Genomic DNA, 19,385 nt, shown 5'->3' with positions numbered 1-19,385 from the left:
GGGCGGTCAGGGCGCAGCCCGGCGGACGCCGGCCCGACCGGTGGCCGTGCCGGCGAAGGCCCACGCCATCCGGGGCTCCGTCACCCAGCGGAAGGCCCGCCGTACGGGCGGTGTGCACAGCGCGGTGACGACCACGGCCGCGACCAGGGTGGCGGCGATCACGCCGGCCGGCCCGCGGACCCAGGCCGGCTCGTACCAGCCCCAGTGTTTCGCGGCCTGCGCGACGAAACCGTGCAGCAGATAGCCGGACAGGGTGCCGGCGCCCAGCATCGTGAACCGGGTCCGCCGACCGGGCACCCAGGCGAGGAAGCAGCCGACCAGGACGAGGGAGCAGCCGAAGACGGCCAGGGTCATCACGGGCCCGTACCAGAGGGGGACGCCCAGTTCCGGGGCGCTGTCCGCGTGGAAGAACCAGGCGTAGTCCATCCGCGGAACCGCCCAGTACGCCAGGCCCAGGGCGCAGACGGCCACCGGCACGGCCAGGATCCGCGCGGCGCGCCGTCGCATCAGCCGGAAGTGCTCCGGCCGCAGCAGCAGACCGCACACGAAGTACGGCAGGAACTGAAGGGTGCGCTGCAGATCGAGGTCGTGTGCGATGGACGGCGCGGTCGTCGCCGCCATCGCGATGACCAGGGCGAGCGGGAGCGGCCACCGCACCAGCCGCCACAGCGGTGTGGTCAGCCGCCAGACGAACAGCGCCGCGAGGAACCAGGTGAGGTACAGCGGGTCCAGCAGGCTGACCGGGCGGTCGGGATCCTGGCTGGACCAGCGGGTGAACAGGGTGTACGCCGTCTCGAACACCACGTACGGGACGACGACGCCGGTGACCAGGCGCTTGAGCCGGGCCGGGCTGCCGTCGAAGGTGCGCGAGAAGTAGCCGGAGATGATGATGAACGCCGGCATGTGGAAGGCGTAGACGAGGGTGTAGAGGGCGGTGACGGTCCTGCTGCCCTGGCGCAGTGGCTCCCAGGCGTGCCCCACGGCCACGAGCACGATCGCGAGGTACTTGGCGTTGTCGAAGAACGCGTCCCGCTGCCGGACCGGGCGGGTTGCCGCGCCGCGCTCTTCGGTGCGCGCCACCGGGGTCGTTTCCGCGCCCGGGCGGATCGCGGTCGTCGTGTCACTCACGGGCCCTCCCGAAGCGACTCGAGGCGTGGGCGCCTCTTCCGGCCGGGAGTAAAGGGAGGGAGTGTGCGCAGAACATCGCCCGCACCCTAATCACAGGGCCGTGCGTTCGTTCAACTCGTAACGGACATGGCTCGCTTCGGTTCATGCCCGCGTATACGTGCCGGGACGGGCGATCGTCTCCCGCAGGGCCGTGGCGAGGGGGTGCCGCGGCTCGGTCAGAACCCGCCGGGCCCTGCTGCGTGTTCACGAGCCGCGACTACACGTGCACGGCCGACGCCGTGACGGCCTGTCCGGTCTCGGGCCCTGCGGCGTGTTCGCGAGCCGCGACTACACGTGCGCGGCCGACGCCGTGACGGCCTGTCCGGTCGACTGCGCGGTGCCGGCCGGGGACGTGAGGTGCACGGGCCCCGGCCTGCCCGCGGCCACGTGAGCCCCGGCGCTCAGGTCTCCTTCCACACCAGCACGGTCAGTACGGCGCTCACGACGGTGACCGGTACGGCGGCCTGGTTCAGCAGCCGCACCCGCATGCTCCGGCCCGACGGGACCCGCTTCGCCAGGGGCAGGACCACGAAGGTGCCGCCGCCCGTCCCGACGATCTCGTGGATCGGGTGGTCCACGCGCTGCTCGTCGTCCTCGTACTCCGTCATGCGCGCCTGGACGACGGCGCCCGCCGGCAGTTGGTCGATGTGCAGGCTGAGGGTTCCGCTGAAGCGGGCCGGACCGCGGGCGAAGACGCTTCCGCCGGTGGCGTGGTCGCCGGTCTCGTCGGTCCACTCCGCGGTGAACTCGACCGAGTTCCACGCGCCGGGCGCGAGGTCGTACTGCTCGGCGACGCCGAGGTTGACGTACTGGGGCATGGGGTCCTCTCCTTCCCACCGGCCCGCCGGGAGGGCCAGGGCATCGGCGACGTCACGGCGGAAGCCGGCCATGTCGAATCCGCGCGGGTCGACTTTCCAGTCGCTCCATTCCAGGTGGCCGATGGCACTCTTGGGGCCCCAGCCGTGCGCGCGGCAGACCGCGGCGGTGGCCTTGACCATCGCGAGGTACTGGGCGGGCGGCCACGGGTCCCTGCCGTCGCCCTTGTTCTCGCACTCCCAGCCGTAGAACCGGGCGTTGCCGTCGACCGCGCCGGCCGAGCCGTCGTGCTCGTGCGTAGGGGGTGGATACGTGCCGTACGACTCGCCGATGACGGCGTTGAGGACGTCACCGTCCCCGCCGCCGGCATGGTTGGCCCGGCCGTTGCCGGTGAGGTGGACGACGCCGTCCTTGGTGATGCATCCGGCGGCGAGCGGGCCCGGCAGGGCACTGTGGCCGTGGAAGATCAGCCCGACGACGTCCGTGCCGGGGCCGGTGACGGTGTGATGGATCACCACGCCGTGCACGGGCCCCCAAGGCCCCTTGTGGTTGCGGTTGTTGGTGCGCCAGCCGGCCACTTCGTGGACGGCGCAGCCCTCGGCTTTCAACGCGGCGACGAGCCGGGCGGCGGTGAGCGGGGTGGCCATGGGTCAGTCCTCCGTTCCGGCGCGTGCGTGCCGGTCTGAAGACGGTCCGATCACATGTGGGGAGCGGCCTGATATCGGAAGCGTGCCTGATCTCGGGGCATGCCGAATCTCGCAGCGTGCCTGATCCCGCAGTGCCGCTGTCAGGCCCTCACCATTCTCGCGCCGCTCGACCCATCGCTCACCTCGCCGTACGCCACGTACCGAAAACGGCGCGATTACGACGCTGCGGCCCGGCGGTACGCCTTCACGACACTGGCGTAGCTGTTCTCCGCGTGGCCCTGTGCGATGACGCCCTCCATCAACGCCTGGGAATACTTGGGCAGTTCGGTGTCGACGCCGAGCGCCTCGCTCTCCTCGACGAGGTGCTTGAGCGCACCCAGATGCGTCTCCAGGGTGGCGTCGTTGGCCGGGAACCTCTCGTCGCCCGCGTCGATCTGCGCGGCGTAGTCGGCGGTGAACATCTTGATGGCGTCGAGCCACATGTGTGCCCAGGGCAGGAACTCCTGGGCCTTGACGCCACCGGTCTCCACGATGGCGACCCCGTGCAGGAAGCTGTTCAGGGCGCCCCACATCAGGCCGAGCAGCGACACGTCGAACAGGGCGGGCTTGCCGTGGTCGGCGCCGAGGTAGGTGGTGCCGCCGCCGAGGAGCTTCAGCACGGGCTCGTGGGCGTCGAAGACGGCCTGCTCACCGGCGTAGAAGAGGACGGAGGTCAGGGCGCCGATGCCGGGCGGCGTGATCATGATGGCGCCGTCGAGGTACCGCACCCCGTTCTTCTCCGCCCACTCGGCGGCCCGGCGGGCCTGCTCGGAGGAGCCGCTGGTCAGGTTGACGACCGTCCTGCCGCGCAGGAGTTCGCCGAGCGGGCCGATGACGTCGTGCACCACGTCGTACGTCGACACGCACACGACCACGAGGTCACTCGCCGCGACGGCGTCGGCGGGGTGCGCGGCGAGGACCGCGCCGTCCGCGACGAGACCGTCGGCCTTGTCCGCCGAGCGGTTCCACACGGTGGTGGCGTGGCCAGCCCTCAGGAAGGCGGCGGCCAGGGCCTGCCCCATCAGGCCGAGGCCGAGCACCGACACCGAGGTGTGGTTGTCACCCATGAATCTGTTCCTCCATACGCAGTGGTGCGCTGTGCCGCCGGCGCACAGGGGCGCGCACCGGCGAGAAGGCGGTCCACGCCCTCCTCGGGGAACCCTGGCAAACGCCCCTTCGGATGCGCTTCGGACCACTTCGCAAACGCCTCGGGGACGCCCTTCGGGCCCGGTGGCCGGGCGCTCTCGACCGCAGGTCGCACCGCTCATCGTCCGGTTACGCTGAGATCATGGAGTTCGGGGTGCTGGGGCCGCTGGAGGTGCGCACGGACGAGGGTCGTGTCGTGCGGGTACCCGAAGTCAAAGTGCGCCTGCTCCTCGTCCATCTGCTCGCCCACCACGGGCAGGTCGTCCCGGCGGGGAGGCTCGTCGAGGCTCTCTGGGGCGGCTCGGCGTTCACGGCACGGCCGACGGCGTCGCTCCAGGCCAAAGTCTCCCAACTGCGGCGCGCGTTGGAGGACGCGGAGACGGGCGGCCGCGACCTGATCGCGTACCGGCCGCCCGGATACGTCCTGGACGTCCCGGTCCGGGCGCTCGACGCGGGCCGTTTCCGCGACCTGGTCACCCGGGCTCGTTCCGGCGGGGACCAGGTGACTCGGGCGGCGCTGTACACCGAGGCACTGGGGCTGTGGCGCGGCCCCGCCTTCGCCGAGTTCGCGGACCGGCAGTCCGTGCGGCCGACGGCAGCGGGCCTGGAGGAGGAGCGCCTGACGGCGTTGGAGGAACACGCCGGGCTGCGACTGGAGTTGGGCGAGTACGGCCTGCTGGTGGGCGAGCTGACGCAGCTGGTGGAGCAGCATCCGCTGCGCGAGGGACTGCGGGACGCCCTGATGCGGGCGCTGTACCGGGCGGGGCGCTCCTCCGACGCGCTCGACTGCTTCAACGATCTGCGGCGCCGGCTCGACGAGGAGCTGGGACTGACGCCCGGTCCGTCCCTGGAGGCGCTGCAGCAGGCCATCCTGCGCCACGACCCGGCCCTGGCCCGGCCGGAACCGTCCGCGGCGCCGCCCTCCCCCAAGGTGCGGACGAGGCCCGAACCGACCGGCTCGGCCTCGCCCTTGGTGGGCCGCGAACAGGACGTCCGCGCGGTGCGGACCCTTGTCTTACGGCACCGCCTGGTGACGCTCACCGGCCCGGGAGGGGTCGGCAAGACCCGCCTGGCCCAGGCCACTTCGCAGAGTGTGGCGGGCGCGTTCGACGACGGCACCCGGCTGGTGGAGCTCGCGGACGCCGGCGCCCCGGAGCGGTTCGCCGGGGCGGATGCGCTGGCCGAGCGGGTGATGGCGACGCTGGGCATCCGGGAGAACACCGCGGACGACCACGCCGGAGGCCCGGAGCGGATCGCCGGGGCGGATGCGCCGGCCGAGCGGGTGATGGCGACGCTGGGCAACCGGGAGAACACGACGGACGACCACGCCGGAGGCCCGGAGCGGATCGCCGGGGCGGATGCGCCGACCGAGCGGGTGATGGCGACGCTGGGCAACCGGGAGAACACCGCGGACGACCACGCCGGAGGCCTGGAGCGGATCGCCGGGGCGGATGCGCCGACCGAGCGGGTGATGGCGACGCTGGGCATCCGGGAGAACACGACGGACGACCGCGCCGGGGGGCCGACGGAGCGCCTGGCGAACGCGCTGTCCGGCCGGCGGCTGCTGCTCGTGCTGGACAACTGCGAACACGCCGTGGAGGCCGTAGCCCGACTCGCCGGCCTGCTGCTGGGCCGGGCCCCGCACCTGCACATCCTGGCGACCAGTCAGGAACCCCTGCGCACCCGCGACGAGACGGTGTATCCGGTGGCGCCCCTGTCGCTGCCCCCTGAGGGCCGTCCCGGCCTCGACACGGTGACGAACGCGGGCGCCGTACGCCTGTTCGTGGACAGAACCAGGGCGACGGACCCGGGGTTCGCGCTCGACGCCGCCACCGCCCCTCTCGTCGCCGAGGTGTGCCGACGCCTCGACGGCATCCCGCTCGCCCTGGAACTGGCCGCGACCCGCGTGAGGGCGCTCGGCATCAGGGAGCTGCACGACCGGCTCGACGACCGCTTCAAGGTGCTCAACAGCGGTTACCGGGACGCCCCTTCACGTCACCGGACGCTGCGCGCCACGCTGGACTGGAGCTGGGGCCTGCTCGACGACCGCGAGCGGACCGTGCTGCGCAGGCTGTCGGTGTTCGGCGAGGGGTGCTCCCTGCGGGCCGCCGAGGACGTGTGCTCCGGTGGCGGCGTGACCTCCGCCGACGTCCTCGACGCGCTGATCCTGCTCGTGGACCGCTCCCTGGTGGTCCGCGCCGAGGGACCCCAGGGCCCGCGCTACCGGCTGCTGGAGTCCGTCGCGGTCTACGCACGTGACAGGCTCACCGAGTCCGGCGAGCACGCCGAGACCGCCGCCCGGCACCTGCACCACTTCCTGCACCTCGCCGAGCGGTCCCGGCCGCACCTGCACGGGCGGGAGCAGTCCCGCTGGTTCTCGTACCTGGACCTGGAGGCGGCGAACGTGCAGCGCGCGCTGGCCGAGGCCGACCGGTCCGGGACCGCACGAGAAGCGCTGCGCCTGGTCAACTCGCTGACCTGGTACTGGTACGTTCGCGGCCGGCTGGGCGAGGCCCGCAGGGCGCTGGCGACCGCCCTGGACACGGCGGGCGAGGCGGCGCCCGAGGAACGCGTGGAGGCGGTGTTCTGGCACACGGGCATCCGCCTGCTGCTCGGCGAGCACGACCCGCAGTGCGAGGTTTTGGAGGACGACCCGCCCGGCTCCACCCCGGAGTCGACCAGGGCCCAGTGGTTCCTGGCGCACGCGCAGTGGACGGTGGGGGCGCTGGTCGAGGGCGAGCAGCGGGTCGAGCGTGTCCTGGCCCGCTTCCGCACTCTGCGCGACGCCTGGGGCACCGCCGCCGCGCTGACCACCCGCGCGTGCTTCGCCCTGGCCCGCGGGGACCTGGAGTCGCTGCGCGACAACGCCGAGGAGGCCCGCGCCCATTTCGGGGAACTGGGCGATCTGTGGGGGCGGTTGAAGACGGCGGACGTGCTCGGCAGACTCGCCGAGATCAACGGCGACTACGAGTCGGCGGCCCGGCTGCACCGGGAGAGCCTGCGGATCGCCCAGGCCCTGGAGACATGGCCCGAGATGTCCGCGAAGCTGTCCGGTCTCGGCAGGATCGCCCTGCTCACCCGGCGCTACGAGGAGGCCGACGACCTGCACGAGCGCGCCGTGCGGATCGCGGCCGAGCAGGGCAACCAGCCGGCCGAGCAGTTCGCCGCGCTCGGCCTCGCCCTGAGCGCCCGCCGTCAGGGCCGTCTCGACGCCGCCGAGGAGTGGCTGCGCCCGTGGCTCGCCTGGAACCGCCGCCGCGGCGACGGCCCGGGCCTCGCGCTGGTCCTCGCCGAACTGGGCTTCCTGGCCGAACAACGCGGCGACGCCGACCGGGCCCTGGCCCACCACCGAGACGGCCTCGCGGCCGCCGCGTCGACCAAGGACCCCCGCTCGGTCGCCCTGGCCCTCGAAGGGCTGGCAGGCGCCTACTCCCTGGCCGGCGCCCCGGAGCGGGCGACGCGCCTCCTCGGCACGGCGGCAGCGACCCGGGAACGGGCGGGCGCTCCCCACCCCCCGGCGGAGCGGGGAGACGTGGAGCGCATCGCGTCCCGCCTGCGCGCCATGATGGACGAGGAGACGTACACGAGTGAGTTCACCGCCGGCACCCGACGCACTCACGAGACGGAAGCCCTCGCGGAGACCCACCCGCAGACACCGTGAGCGGGCAGCGGGCCACCTGTCCCCCGCCTCGAACGGTGCCACACTGGATTGTGTGGCGGAGACGGACCGGCAGCTCGCTCAGCGGCTGGAGCAGGTCATCGTGAACCTGCTGGAGCGACGTGCAGCCACTGCTTCGATCTGCCCGTCCGACGCCGCACGCGAGGCCTACGAAGGTGACGACGAGGGCTGGCGGGCTTTGATGGAACCGGCCCGCCGAGCGGCCTGGCGTCTGGTGGCGGCCGGCAAGGTCGAGGTGACCCGGGCCGGCCGGCGCGTCACGGAGACCGAGGCCCGCGGCCCACTCCGCATCCGTCGCCCGGATTGAAAGGACGTGTGGCCCCGGGCACGTTCCGGCCCCGGGGCACACGTCGCGAGGCCGGAGCCGGGCGGGGCGGTCCGACGGCACGGCGGGTACCGGGCGTGTCAGACCGTGACCGCCGGATTCACGGGCGCGTGCGACCCGTCAGGGGTCACCAGGGTGGCGTGCCCGACCATGTGCAGCATGGGCAGGTCGGAGGGGTGGTCGCCGTACGCGTGACAGTCCTCGGGGTCGATGTGGGGATGGAGGCCGAGCAGTTCGCGTACAAGGACGCACTTGCCCTCACCGATGGCGGGCCGGCCCGTCAGCTCACCGGTCAGGACACGGCCGCACCGCTCCAGCCTGGCCCCCAGCACGTACTGTGCCCCGACGGCCTTCGCGACGTGGGGCATCAGCGGTGGGAACGAACCGGAGACCAGCGCCACGGCCGCGCCCGCGGCCCGGTGCCGGCGCAGGGCGTCGACCGTCTCGGTGATGTAGAAGTCCGCGGCCCTGCTGCGTTGCTCGTACCACCGGCCGGCCTGCTCCTCGACCTCGTCGACCGGACTGCGTCTCCAGGCCCGGTGGTACTCGCGGTTGGCCTCCTCCCGTGGCATGCCACCGGCCATCCGCGCGTAGAGGTCCGCCAGGAGCTCGTCGGCGGCCCGCACGCCCTCGGCGCCGTGCCGGAACCCGGCGTAGTGGCGGAGGAACTCCACCCCGCTCCTGCAGCGGATGAGAGTGTCGTCGATGTCGCAGAACACCAGGTAGGCGGGCGGGGTGTCGTCCTGCGGCGACAGGGGTTCGATACTCATGGCGCGGACGCCTCCTGCAGTGCCGTGGGCCTGGCAGCCGCCAGGGAGCCGTGGTCGGTGAGTGCGGAGAACACGGACGCCGCGTAGACCATGGCGGCCGTCTCCCTGCGGAGCATCTGGTGGGCGGCGACCGTGTGGATGTCCCGCCAGCTGCGTTCGATCGGGCCCGGTCCGCCGCAGGCGCTCACGCCCGCGGTCCGGAAGAGCCGTTCGACGCCGTCCACGAGCAGATCGACGGCGGCGGCGGATCTTCGTCGGTTCCTGAGGACGTCGGCCTCGGCGCGGGTGCCCGTGTCGGCGCATCTGGCCGCGTCGAGGAGGAGGAGCTCCGCGGTCTCGATGTCGTCGGCCGAACGGGCCAGGGCGTGGTGCAGGCGGCTGCCGTCGTGCTGCGGAAGTCCCCGGGCCTGGGCCCGGGCCGCCCAGACCGACCACGCGGCCAGCGCGCCGCGGGCCGCACCGAGAGCCGGGGCGCAGAAGAGGAGGCCGCCGGCGAGGTGGGCGGGCACGGTGTGGCACCGGGAGCGTCCCGGGCCGGGTGTCCCCGCCAGCAGGTCCTCCATGGGGAAGCTGCGGTGGTCCGGTACGAAGACGGCCTCCAGCACCGCGGTGTGGCTGCCGGTGCCGCGCATCCCGCTGCTGTTCCAGGAGTCGCGCACGCGGAAATCGCCCTTCGGCACCGCGAACATGCGCAGACCTGCCGCGCCTTCCGCGTCGGGCTCAGGTGCGCACACCAGGAGCCAGTCCGCGAAGTCCACCCCGCTGACGCATTCCCACTCTCCGCTCAGCAGCCGGCCGGACGGCAGCCGGCTCACCTCGCCGGACGGCTTGACCGAGGCGCAGATCCGGGCGTCCGGGCCGGCCGACCACAGGTCTCGCTGGCCTTCGTGCGGCAGGTATGCCGCGAATCGGCTGTGGGCCGCCCACAGGACCGCGCACCATGCCGCTGAGGCGCATCCCTCCCCCACGGCGGTGGCCGCCGTGACCAGGCTCCTGAACGTTCCTTCCGTACCGCCCCAGGCACGGGGCACGAAGTGGCGTGCGAAGCCGGCATGAGTGAGGAGTGCGACGGTCTCGTCCCCCAGCCTGCGGGCATCGTCGGCGACCATGGCGTGGGTGGCCGCGCTCTCTGCCGCGGCGAGGACGGACACCGGAAGCACCGGCGAGATCTCGTCGACGTGGTCGTCCACCGGATTGTGACGCTGCATCTCTGGCGAGCACCTCATTCGATGAATAGAATTCGTTCCCGAACGTATCTTTTGCACTTCGGTCCCGCTACGGAGCCGGCACAGAAGGGGAGCGTCATGCCCAAACAGGCACGTGCCCTGCGGACGTACGACCGCGTACTCGACGCGGCTGCCTACGAGTTCGCGCGGTACGGGTACGCGAACGCGAACCTGCAGAACATCGCGGACCGCATCAGACTGACGAAGGGCGCACTGTACGGTCACTTCGCGACCAAGGAGGACCTGGCCGTCGCGCTGGACAAGCACTTGTCCGATGCACTGGGGAAGCTGCTCGCCGAAGTCAGGATCTCGCCCCACCCGGCGCTGTGCCGCCTGCGGTCACTCTTCCTCGGCCTCGGACAGCTCTTCGGCAAGGATGCGCGGGCCCTCGCCGCGTTGCGCCTGGCCGCGGAGACCGCCCGCTCGGCCGCCCAGCCGATTCCTCTCCTGACGGAGACGCACGGCCTCGTCCTGCAGTTGGTGCGCGAGACACAGAAAGCGGGCCGCTGGAACGCCGCGATCCCCACCATCCCCCTGGCGGACCTCATCGTGGCCGCGCTCTTCGGTGCGTTCCTGACGGATACCGGATTCGACACCGGCCAGGGGCGGGCGGGCCCTGAGGATGCCGATGCCGTCGACGCGATGTGGGAGGCCCTCTCTCAGGCGCTCGACGACACCCCCGCGCGCTGAGGCAGGCCATGGCAGCGCTGCCGGCAGGTCACCAGGAGGCGAACCGCGACCAGGGAGCTCGGCTGCCCACGCACTTCCAGGTCATGTCGGCACGGGCCAGCAGTTTCTCCCCCTGCCGGGCCGCCACGCGCAGGGTGAACTCGTCGGACGGCCCCTCTTCGAGGTCCAGGAGTATCTCTTCCCCCAGCTCGCCGAAGGCGGCGCAGTCCAGGGAGAGGCCGGCCAGGGCGAAGGCCTGCCCGGCGCACGTCGAGCGGAACGTCTCATGAACGGTGAGATGGCCGAACTGCCGGAAGCCCTCCAGCATGACCATCAGCGGTACGTGATCGGTGGGGTGATCGAACAGGACCGCGTGATCACGGTCGACCCGCAGCCCCCACCGCTGGTCGGGCCGGTCCCGTTCCAGTACACAGTCCTTCCACCGCAGCCGGCCCACCCGGCTCGGCCGTGCGATTCTGGCGTCCAGCGCGGGACGAGGAGGGACCACCTCGTCGCACGCGGCTGGACGCCCCCGTAAGAGACCGTAGCGCCGGTCGTCCAGCATGAGCCCCCGGGTGTGACCGCGCCCGCAGGGGTGGCCGTCGACCGTGAGCGTCACATCCAGGCGCGCCCCGGCGACTCGTCCCCGCCGGTCCCGCTCCTCGGTCCACGTCCCGTGCAGGACCACAGCCAGTGGTGCGCCCCCGACGCGGAGCGCGGCCGGGTCCGTGATGTCGAAGCTCAGGTCCTGACCGATGAAGCGGGATCCGAGCGGCACACCGAAGTACGTGTGGGCCCCGTAGAAGTAGGCCTGGCGCAACGTTTCCGCGAACAGCAGCGGATCATTCAGTCCGTTCTCGTCCGGGTGGTACAGCGCGTGGTCGCGCGGCCACTGGGCCCCCACCGAGAACGTGTTCGTGCCGGTACGGACACCGTCGGTGACGAACACCTCGGCGATAGAACTGCGGTGCACCAGTTCGCGTGTGACGGGCTGAAGGAAACTGAGTACTTCGACCTCGGCACCTATGGACGGCGCCTGCGTGATCCTAGAATCATCGAGTACGACAGACATCTGAATACCTCGCCTCTCGGCTGGAGTCACCCTGCGAGCGAACAGACGTGCGAAGCTTCTCTCTGCGCATCAGTAATATACCTGCGCGAAGGTATATTGCAAGCCTCGCCGCGGTGGGCTTCCATTAGCCAACTGCTCGTAACAGCAAGGAGGTTGGGACGCTCAGAAGGCAGCAACCGGCGCAGCACGATATGGACGTCATGAGTAACGAGCGCAATGAGCCAAGGGCCCGCCTCACCGCGGGCACCTCCTACGACGACACTTCGCACCTCAAGCAGGAACGCGCGATCCGCACCCGCGCGACGATCCTCAACGCCGCCGCAGCGGCGTTCGCCACCGAGGGCTTTCCCCAGGTCACCATCAAGGACATCGCCGACGGTGCAGGCATGACCAAGGGAGCCGTCTACTTCCACTTCCCCAACAAGGAGGCGCTCGCCGTCGCAGTGCTGGAGGAGTTCTACCGGCGCATGCAGGAGACCGTCAACGGCGCTGTGGAAGACGGTGATCCGGCATCACCCTCGACCTTCGTGGACGTGCTGAGGCGTCTCGCCCGGGCCTTCCGCGAGGACGTCTTCATCCACGCCGGGGCCCGTCTGCAGATCGAGCGGCCCTACATCAAGGCCGAACTGCCGGTGCCGTACGTGGGAACGCTGAGTGTGCTGACCGATCTGCTGAACAAGTGCCGCGAGGCGGGCCGGCTTCCCGAGGACACCAATCCCGAGGCCATGGCCCGGACGCTCGGCGCCGCCGTGTTCGGTGCCCAGCACATGTCCTGGGTGCTCAACAACCGCGAGGACCTCGTGGAGCGCGTGGAGGAGATCATCGATGCCTTCGTGCCGTTGCACTGAACGCCGGACTGCCCGGACCCTGGGGGTCCGGGCAGTCCGGCGCAGGACGGGCGCGGCCGTCACTCCTTGATGAAGGCCAGCAGATCCTCGTTGAGCCGCTCGGCATGGGTGGCGAACAGGCCGTGCGGAGCACCCTCGTACGGTATGAACCGGCTGCCGTCGATGAGTTCAGCCGTCCGCGCTCCGCAGAGGGCGTAGGGCGCCGCGAGGTCCTCCGTTCCGTGGATGACGAGCGTGGGCACGGTGACCGCGGCGGTCTCCGCGCGCTGGTCGGTGGTGAACAGGGTCCGGTAGATCTCGGTACCTGCCCGCGGCGATGCCTCCAGGCCCGTGCCCACCAGCCACCGCGCGAGTTCGGACGAGACCGGCAGACCGGCCGGATCCGCGTTCGGGCCGCCGAAGAACGGGACGGTACAGTCGCTCAGCCACTTTGCCCTGTCCCGCCGGATGGCCTCGGCCATCTCGTCGAAGAGGGCGATGTCGAGCCCGTCCGGGTTGTCCTCGGTCCGCAGCAGGAACGGCGTCGTGGAGGCGACCAGTGCCAGCTTCGCCACCCGGCCGGCGCCGTACCGGGACAGGTACCGCACGGCCTCGCCGCCGCCGACCGCGTACCCCACCAACACCGCGTCCCGCAGGTCGAGATGGTCGATGACCTCGGCGAGGTCGGCTGCGAGGGTGTCGTAGTCGTAACCGTCCCAAGGGGCGTCCGAACGTCCGCAGCCACGCCGGTCGTAGGTGATGCAGCGCAGTCCCCGCTCGGCGAGGAAGGACGCCTGGAACTCCCACATGCGGGAGTCCATCATGGCGGTGCCCAGCAGGACGACAGGGCGCCCGGTACCCCAGTCCTTGTAGTGAAGCCGGGTATCGTCCCTGGTCGTGACGTACGGCATGGGCCTTCCCTTCCTCTGGTGAGTCTCTGGTGGCGGGTGGGACGCGTCAGCTGCGCGCGGCGCGCCCAGGGGCGAACAGCACCAGGGCCGCGGCGGCGAGGCCGAGGGCGACGAGCGGGACGAGCGTGATCGCGAACGCGTCCGGATAGGCGTCGGCGGAGCGTCCCGCCCGGGCGAGCGCCGGGAAGAAGACGGATCCGGCGACCGCCACACCGAGTGCCGCCCCGCCCTCCTGGGCGGTGTTCAGCAGCCCCGACGCGGAGCCGGCGTGCTCGGGTACGGCAGCACCCAGCACCAGGTTGGTCAGCGGTCCGGTGGTCAGACCCATGCCCAGTCCGGCGACGAGCAGCATCGGCAGCAGCCAGAGCACGTTCCCCTGCGGACCGAGCCCGTTCGCCGTGAAGGCGATGGCGGTGTAGCCGGCCGCGAGGGTCAGCGGACCGCAGGCCACCGTCCGGGCGGACAGCTTGCCGGTGAACCGCGCCGACACCAGCGAGGCACCGAAGTAGCCGGCGCCCACCGCGAGGAAGACGAGGCCGGACTCCAGGGGTGACAGGCCCATGCCCTGCTGGAGGTAGAGGGCGAGGATGAAGAAGAACGAGCCCATGGCGAGGAAGTACACGACCGTGGCGGCCAGTCCCACCGTGAAGAGCCGGACCCGGAACAGCGCGGGTTCGATCAGCGGCCCGGCGTTGGCCGCGGCCCGCCGACGCAGATGCCGGACGGTCACCGTGACCAGGACGGCGGCCCCGGCCAGGCAGCCCCAGACCCACGCCGGCCAGTCCCGCTCCTGCCCCTCCAGGAGCGCGAACACGACGAGCGCCAGGGATCCGGTGACCAGCAGCGCGCCGGTCAGGTCGAGCCGGGTACCGCCGGCGCCGCGCGACTCGGGAATCGTGCGCTTGACGAAGGCCAGCGAGACCAGGCACAGCGGGACGTTGATCAGGAAGATGGTCCGCCAGCTCAGGCCCGCCACGTCGACGCTGATCAGGGCACCGCCGATGAACTGGCCGAAGACGCCCGCCAGCCCGATGATCAGGCCGTAGGTGGTGAAGGCCCGGTCGCGGGCGGCACCGGTGTAGACCGTGCCGATGATGCCGAGGACCTGGGGGACCATCAGCGCGGCGCTCGCGCCCTGAGCGATGCGCGCGACCACCAGGACGGTGATCGTCGGTGCGAAGGCGCAGGCCGCCGAGGCGATCATGAAGAGCGTCATGCCGAGGAAGAACATCTTCCGACGGCCGTACATGTCACCGAGTCGGCCGCCGGTGATGAGGCCCGCCGTGAAGGCGACCCCGTAACCGACGACGATCAGCTGGGCTTGGGCGGCAGTGGCTTGCAGGTCCGACCTGATGGCCGGAACCGCCACATTCGCGACGAAGAAGTCGAGAACGGTGATGAAGGTGCCCACCAGCACCACTACGAGGGCACCGGCCGAGGGGGCGGCCGACGGTTCCGTGGTGGGCCGTCCACGCTCCTCGACAGTGAGGTCCGGGCTTGCTCCAGAGGTCATTCCGACTGCTCTCCTGTGTTGTTTTCGGTGTTTCGTGTTTCTCGGTCACCAGGTCACGGGGAGATGGGTCACCCCGTGGAAGACGGTGCCTCGGCGGAAGACCGTGCTCGGCTCGGCCGCCAGCCGGAGGGTGGGGAAGCGCCGCAGCAGGGTGCGCAGGGAGAGTTCCATCTCCATCCGCGCGAGCGGAGCGCCCTGGCAGTAGTGCGGGCCGTAGCCCCACTGGAGGTGGCCACCGGTGTCCCGGTCCAGGTCGATGGTGCGGGGGCATGCGAAGACCGACTCGTCGTGGTTGCCCGCGGGAACGGAGATGACGACCGCGTCCCCCTTGGCGACCCGCACCCCGCCGAGATCGAAATCCTCTAGGGCCTGGCGGACCATCGCGTCCTGCGAGATCGACCAGTAGCGCATCGACTCCTCGACGTACTGCGGGACGAGGGCGCCGTCGTCGGCGGCCACCTTGGCGAACAGGCTGTCGTCCCGCAGCAGCCCCAGGACGTTGAGGGCTATCTGGTTCGTGGTCGTCTCGTGGCCTGCCACCAGCACCAGCCGGGCGATGCCGACGAGTTCGTCCAGGGTGATCGTGCCGCTCGCGTGGTGCACGGCCAGCCGGCTGATCAGATCGTCCTCGGGCCGCCGGGTCTTGCGGCGGGCCAGCTCGGCGAGGTAGTCGGACATCTCCACGAACGCCGCGTACGCCGCCGCCGGGTCCTCCTGGGAGATGGTGACCTGGGTCTTCTCGATGAAGAACGGTGAGTCGTCGTCCGGGACGCCCAGCAGCCGGGCGATGACGAGCGTCGGCAGGGTCCGAGAGAACGCCGCGTGCAGGTCCGCCGGCTTCTCGAGGTCCTCGAACCGGTCGAGGAGCTCGTCGACGAGCCGCTGCACCGGCTCCTTGAGCCCGCGCACCCTGCGCATGGTGAACTCGGTCTGGATCAGCCCGCGCAGCCGGGCGTGTTCAGGGTCGTCCAGACGCAGGAACGAGCTCGGGTTGCTGCCCGGCGGTAACTGGATGCGCACCGGCGCACCGGGCAGCCGCTCGTCGGCACTGAGCCGGGGGTCGGACAGGGCCTGGCGCACGTCGGCGTACCGGGTCACCAGCCAGGCCAGCCGCGACTCGGCCGCGCCCTCCGGAATACGTACGGCGCAGGGCGGCGCCTTGCGCAGCTCGTCCAGGATCGGCGGGGGCTCACCGTTCTCGGTCCGGGCGAACGGCCAGTCCAGCACACGGGTCTGAGCGGCGAGCGACATCAGTGGAACCCCTTTGCGAGTCGGATGCATTGCTCACCTACTCTCCCTTGACGCTCTGACGTGTACCTGACTCCGGAATGACTTCCTCCGGCCCCTGTGCGTCCTCCGGTTCAGTCGAGGAAGGCAGCCTCTATCCAACGGCGCACGCCGCCCTTGCGCATGCGGTGCAAACGCCCCACGGCGTCGGCCACCCGGCGCGGCCCTCCCACGGACAGGAACTTCTCCTGGACCATCTCGGAGTGCCGGGAGCGGGTGTCAGGGCCCGCGGCACCGACCGGGATCAGACGGGAGCGGGAGACGGTCCGACCGTCCGCCAGCCGTACGGTGACCCGGGCGCCGGTGGCCTTGGTGGAGCGGGAGAAGTCCCGGCCGTCGGCCTCCGGGCTGCCCACGAGGTCGACGAGCTCGTCACCGCCGAAGCCACGCAGCCACGGGGTGGCCAGCGGTCCCGCCTCACGCACCGCCTCACCGAACGGCGCATCGGACAGGAAGAGTTCACGGGTCATGGTCGTGTCGTGCTCCAGCCGCACCCGGCGGGCCAGCGACCAACGCACGGGATCGTCCAACTGCGGCGCGGAGAAGTCCTCCACGGAGAACTCACCGGTCAGCAGGGTGGTGGCGACCGGGTAGGGAACGTCGAGGACGAGCGCGCCCAGCGGAGAGCGGGGGCCGTCGACGTACCGGGCCGCGCGCTCCCCGGCGAACAGTGTGTACAGGGACGCCTCCACCACGATCTCCCGCACGTCCTCCGGGCGCAGCGGGCCGAGTTCGCGGTGGATCTCGGCGGCGCAGTCCACGGCCGCGTCGATGCCGGGACCGCCGGGGTGCATCTTGAAGGAGAGGGTCTCGGTGTGCCAGCGGCGGCCGAGCCCCTTCGCCACCGCCTGGGGCAGCGGAACCGTCGCGAACCGGGCCAGGAAGCCGTCCTGATGCTCGATGATGTCGGGAGCGCCACGCAGTCCGGCGACGGCCGCGTCACACGCGTCCATCGCGGTCCGTACGGGCGTGAAGGTGTTGAACAGGCGTGCGTCGCTGGCCAGGAAGGCGCGCATCAGGGGCCAGTTGGGCATGGCGAACGCGAGCCCGAAGGCGTTCTCCCACTGGTCCGCCGTGGCCCGGTCGCTGTGCATCCGTCCGGCCACCGCGCCGGCCAGGTGGGTGTGCACGGCGCTCTGTCCGCGCAAGGGGCCGAGGGTGGCCGAGGCGGTGATGCGGGCCGCGCACTCGTTGGCCGCGACGACCGCGGTCAGCAGGGAGAGCCCGTCGAGCTGGCGGGCATAGGCGAAGGCCAGGGGCACGGCGACGGTGGAGTTGGACAGGTGGCCGGCGTAGGCGGTGTCGTCGAGGTTGAGCCATGAGCCGAGGGCGGCGAAGACACTCGCCGCGGTGCGCGGGTCGCGCTGCATGGGGTGGCCGAAGGCGGCCACCAGGCGGCGTCCCAACGGGTGTGCGAGACCGGCCCGGATCGAGGCGATCTGGGACAGCACCTGGCTGGCCGCGAGCTTGAGGACACGGCAGGGGATGTGCTCGGGACGCAGGTTCGCGGCCCAGTGGGACAGTTCGCGCAGCGGTGTGTCCGCCGGCGGGCGGGAGCGGGTCGGCCGCGCCTGGACCTCCCACTGCTCGCACAGGGCCCTGGCCACGCTTTCGCTGAGTACAGCAGCCGTCATGGCGCGACATACCTTCTCTACGGGAGGACGCGGATGGGACACGACGGGCGGGGGCGCCGGTCCTCCCGGCGCCCCCGCCCGCCACGCGTGCGGGATCAGGCGCCGGGGACCTTGTCCAGGAACCCGTAGACGCCCTTGATGCGGCCGTCGTCACCGGTGACGACCACGTCGAAGCCGATCGCGACGGGCTCGGCGCCCGGCTCGGTCACCAGGCCCCACTGGAAGCGGGCGATGTTGTGGTGGGTGTCCACCGCTCCGTGCAGCTCGAAGGAGAGTCCCTTGAACTGCTCCTGGGCACCGGCGATCACCGCCCCGAAATTCTCGTGCCCCTCGACGGCGGCGAGCGGGTCGATGTACGGGGCGTCCGGCGCGAAGAGCTCGGCGATCCCCGCCGCACGCTTGTCGGCGTCCGTCTCGTTCCACAGCGCGAGGTACTGGGTGACGGTGTTGGTGAGGTCGCTCATGGCGGTCTCCTTTTTCTCTGTGATTGCGGCGACTGCCGGGCCGCCGGGTGCGCCGGCTCGGCGGGTGGGTCATGAGGTCCCGGGAGGCCCGGGAAAGGTCAGGGCTGTCCGGTGGCGGGGGCCCACACGGCCAGGGCACCGGGCATGACCTCGAAGGTCGCGGTCGGGCCGATGCCGTGCTGGTACTCGCCGTCGTGCTCCAGTGGCAGCCGTCGACCGTCGGTGCGTTCCACGGTGATGGTGCGGCCGCGGGCGTAGACGGTGTCCGGCAGCCCCATATGGGCCGCTGTCCTGGTGAGTTCGGGGATGTCGGCGGGGGGCACGCCGTCCCCGATGACGCAGACGTCGAGCAGTCCGTCGTCGAGGAGCGAATCGGGCAGGACGAGATAGCGCCCGCCCCGGTAGCGGCCGCCGCCGACGTTGGCGAGGACGGTCGGGCCCTCGTGCACCACGCGGCCGTCGACGGTTACACGGCCCGGGTACGGGACGTACCCGGCCGCGGTGTCGGCGAACGCCTTGGTGTACAGGTCCCTGCCCGTCAAGGGGATGTCCCGTGCCCGGATCAAGGCGTCGGCGATCACACCGGAGCAGGCGCCCAGGTAGACGCACTGCCGGGTCTCGTCCAGGCGGGCCAGGTCGAGACGCCGCAGCCGGGCGCTGCCGCCGGCGCCCGAGTCGGTGAGGACCGCTTTGAGGGACTCGGTCCAGGGGCGCTCGCCCCACAGCATCTTGTAACCGGAGTTCCCCGTGCCGCCGGGCACCACGGCGAGCGCGGTGTGTCCGGATGCGAAGGCCAGACCCTGCACGACCTCACGGACGGTGCCGTCCCCTCCGATGACGACCACCAGGTCGGGTGCACGGCCCGGCTCTTCCAGGGCACGGCGCACGGCGACGGTGGCGTCCCCCGGTGCCGTGGTGGGGTGGATGTCGACGTGCTCCAGGCTGCCGGCGCACAACTCGGCTACGTCACGCACCAGTTGGGGGCTGTGACTGCCGGAGGCGGGGTTGGCCAGGACCAGGGCCCGGGTCGGGCCCTGGGCTGTGGCGGTGTCTGCCATCGGGCGTACTCCTCGGGATCGTGGTGGCACCGGCGGTGGCGGGGCCGGCCCGGACGGTTGTCGGGCACGGCCTCCACAAACTGTGCCAAGAGGTGCTGACACGGTTCTGACGTGCTGCTGACGCCCGGGACCCGG

At 71.5% G+C, this 19,385-nt stretch carries 16 protein-coding genes; 4 read left to right on the top strand and 12 right to left on the bottom strand.

Annotated elements, in window-relative coordinates:
• Positions 1-6: 6 nt before the first annotated feature.
• The 3 genes from ACZ7EG_RS21030 to ACZ7EG_RS21020 all read right to left on the bottom strand — a co-directional run bounded on the left by ACZ7EG_RS21030 (position 7) and on the right by ACZ7EG_RS21020 (position 3,736).
• Entirely contained in the window at positions 7-1,128 is a 1,122-nt protein-coding gene (locus ACZ7EG_RS21030) for an acyltransferase family protein (RefSeq protein WP_471080795.1), read from the bottom strand.
• Positions 1,129-1,568: 440 nt separating this feature from the next.
• A complete protein-coding gene (locus ACZ7EG_RS21025; RefSeq protein ID WP_471080792.1) occupies positions 1,569-2,630 on the bottom strand; it encodes a peptidoglycan recognition protein family protein in 1,062 nt (353 codons plus the stop codon).
• Between the two features lie 215 nt (positions 2,631-2,845).
• Entirely contained in the window at positions 2,846-3,736 is an 891-nt protein-coding gene (locus tag ACZ7EG_RS21020) for an NAD(P)-dependent oxidoreductase (protein WP_471080789.1), read from the bottom strand.
• 221 nt (positions 3,737-3,957) lie between these two features.
• Here ACZ7EG_RS21020 and ACZ7EG_RS21015 point away from each other — a divergent pair, with 221 nt between their 5' ends.
• Complete coding sequence (locus ACZ7EG_RS21015) at positions 3,958-7,476, top strand: AfsR/SARP family transcriptional regulator (protein ID WP_471080785.1); 3,519 nt, start codon at positions 3,958-3,960, stop codon at positions 7,474-7,476.
• 52 nt (positions 7,477-7,528) lie between these two features.
• Positions 7,529-7,801: a DUF3253 domain-containing protein gene (locus tag ACZ7EG_RS21010; RefSeq protein ID WP_471080782.1), complete on the top strand. Its 273-nt coding sequence runs from the start codon at positions 7,529-7,531 to the stop codon at positions 7,799-7,801.
• A 98-nt stretch (positions 7,802-7,899) separates the two neighbouring features.
• Here the strand turns inward: ACZ7EG_RS21010 and ACZ7EG_RS21005 are convergent, their stop codons facing one another.
• The gene (locus tag ACZ7EG_RS21005) at positions 7,900-8,589 is read right to left on the bottom strand and encodes an HAD family hydrolase (protein WP_471080779.1); all 690 of its coding nucleotides are present in this window, start codon (positions 8,587-8,589) and stop codon (positions 7,900-7,902) included.
• Positions 8,586-9,797 carry an acyl-CoA dehydrogenase family protein gene (locus ACZ7EG_RS21000; RefSeq protein ID WP_471080776.1) on the bottom strand — a complete coding sequence of 404 codons (1,212 nt, stop codon included), beginning with the start codon at positions 9,795-9,797 and terminating at the stop codon, positions 8,586-8,588. The genes ACZ7EG_RS21005 and ACZ7EG_RS21000 overlap by 4 nt, the downstream gene beginning before the upstream one ends.
• 96 nt (positions 9,798-9,893) lie before the next feature.
• Between ACZ7EG_RS21000 and ACZ7EG_RS20995 the strand changes: the two genes are divergently transcribed.
• A complete protein-coding gene (locus tag ACZ7EG_RS20995) occupies positions 9,894-10,505 on the top strand; it encodes a TetR family transcriptional regulator (RefSeq protein WP_471080773.1) in 612 nt (203 codons plus the stop codon).
• A gap of 28 nt (positions 10,506-10,533) precedes the next feature.
• On the opposite strand, the gene ACZ7EG_RS20990 is transcribed toward ACZ7EG_RS20995, so the two are convergent.
• Entirely contained in the window at positions 10,534-11,556 is a 1,023-nt protein-coding gene (locus ACZ7EG_RS20990) for a ScbA/BarX family gamma-butyrolactone biosynthesis protein (protein WP_471080770.1), read from the bottom strand.
• Positions 11,557-11,756: 200 nt separating this feature from the next.
• On the opposite strand from ACZ7EG_RS20990, the gene ACZ7EG_RS20985 reads away from it, so the two are divergent.
• Complete coding sequence (locus tag ACZ7EG_RS20985) at positions 11,757-12,404, top strand: ScbR family autoregulator-binding transcription factor (RefSeq protein ID WP_471080767.1); 648 nt, start codon at positions 11,757-11,759, stop codon at positions 12,402-12,404.
• Between the two features lie 59 nt (positions 12,405-12,463).
• Here the strand turns inward: ACZ7EG_RS20985 and ACZ7EG_RS20980 are convergent, their stop codons facing one another.
• From ACZ7EG_RS20980 to ACZ7EG_RS20955, 6 genes are all read right to left on the bottom strand, one after another.
• Entirely contained in the window at positions 12,464-13,294 is an 831-nt protein-coding gene (locus tag ACZ7EG_RS20980; RefSeq protein WP_471080764.1) for an alpha/beta fold hydrolase, read from the bottom strand.
• 46 nt (positions 13,295-13,340) lie between these two features.
• Positions 13,341-14,807 (bottom strand): MFS transporter, encoded by a 1,467-nt coding sequence (locus ACZ7EG_RS20975; protein ID WP_471080761.1) that lies wholly within the window; start codon positions 14,805-14,807, stop codon positions 13,341-13,343.
• A 45-nt stretch (positions 14,808-14,852) separates the two neighbouring features.
• Positions 14,853-16,058: a cytochrome P450 gene (locus ACZ7EG_RS20970; protein ID WP_471080759.1), complete on the bottom strand. Its 1,206-nt coding sequence runs from the start codon at positions 16,056-16,058 to the stop codon at positions 14,853-14,855.
• Positions 16,059-16,168: 110 nt separating this feature from the next.
• Positions 16,169-17,728, bottom strand: coding sequence for an MmgE/PrpD family protein (locus ACZ7EG_RS20965; protein WP_471080756.1), 1,560 nt, complete (start codon positions 17,726-17,728; stop codon positions 16,169-16,171).
• Positions 17,729-17,823: 95 nt separating this feature from the next.
• Positions 17,824-18,192, bottom strand: coding sequence for a nuclear transport factor 2 family protein (locus ACZ7EG_RS20960; RefSeq protein WP_471080753.1), 369 nt, complete (start codon positions 18,190-18,192; stop codon positions 17,824-17,826).
• A gap of 98 nt (positions 18,193-18,290) precedes the next feature.
• A complete protein-coding gene (locus ACZ7EG_RS20955) occupies positions 18,291-19,250 on the bottom strand; it encodes a diacylglycerol/lipid kinase family protein (RefSeq protein ID WP_471080750.1) in 960 nt (319 codons plus the stop codon).
• Positions 19,251-19,385: the final 135 nt, after the last annotated feature.

It is taken from the genome of Streptomyces sp. NPDC037100 (genome assembly GCF_055606225.1).
Note: the sequence above shows the minus strand (reverse complement) of the source record. Positions and strands in the feature narration are given on the sequence as shown.

Bases quoted from the DNA above. Each gene is read 5' to 3' on its own strand.
- ACZ7EG_RS20990 (WP_471080770.1), bottom strand. From the start codon at position 11,556: ATGTCTGTCGTACTCGATGATTCTAGGATCACGCAGGCGCCGTCCATA.
- ACZ7EG_RS20960 (WP_471080753.1), bottom strand. From the start codon at position 18,192: ATGAGCGACCTCACCAACACCGTCACCCAGTACCTCGCGCTGTGGAAC.
- ACZ7EG_RS20955 (WP_471080750.1), bottom strand. From the start codon at position 19,250: ATGGCAGACACCGCCACAGCCCAGGGCCCGACCCGGGCCCTGGTCCTG.
- ACZ7EG_RS21015 (WP_471080785.1), top strand. From the start codon at position 3,958: ATGGAGTTCGGGGTGCTGGGGCCGCTGGAGGTGCGCACGGACGAGGGT.
- ACZ7EG_RS20985 (WP_471080767.1), top strand. From the start codon at position 11,757: ATGAGTAACGAGCGCAATGAGCCAAGGGCCCGCCTCACCGCGGGCACC.
- ACZ7EG_RS20970 (WP_471080759.1), bottom strand. From the start codon at position 16,058: ATGTCGCTCGCCGCTCAGACCCGTGTGCTGGACTGGCCGTTCGCCCGG.
- ACZ7EG_RS20975 (WP_471080761.1), bottom strand. From the start codon at position 14,807: ATGACCTCTGGAGCAAGCCCGGACCTCACTGTCGAGGAGCGTGGACGG.
- ACZ7EG_RS20980 (WP_471080764.1), bottom strand. From the start codon at position 13,294: ATGCCGTACGTCACGACCAGGGACGATACCCGGCTTCACTACAAGGAC.
- ACZ7EG_RS21000 (WP_471080776.1), bottom strand. From the start codon at position 9,797: ATGCAGCGTCACAATCCGGTGGACGACCACGTCGACGAGATCTCGCCG.
- ACZ7EG_RS21005 (WP_471080779.1), bottom strand. From the start codon at position 8,589: ATGAGTATCGAACCCCTGTCGCCGCAGGACGACACCCCGCCCGCCTAC.
- ACZ7EG_RS20995 (WP_471080773.1), top strand. From the start codon at position 9,894: ATGCCCAAACAGGCACGTGCCCTGCGGACGTACGACCGCGTACTCGAC.
- ACZ7EG_RS20965 (WP_471080756.1), bottom strand. From the start codon at position 17,728: ATGACGGCTGCTGTACTCAGCGAAAGCGTGGCCAGGGCCCTGTGCGAG.
- ACZ7EG_RS21020 (WP_471080789.1), bottom strand. From the start codon at position 3,736: ATGGGTGACAACCACACCTCGGTGTCGGTGCTCGGCCTCGGCCTGATG.
- ACZ7EG_RS21025 (WP_471080792.1), bottom strand. From the start codon at position 2,630: ATGGCCACCCCGCTCACCGCCGCCCGGCTCGTCGCCGCGTTGAAAGCC.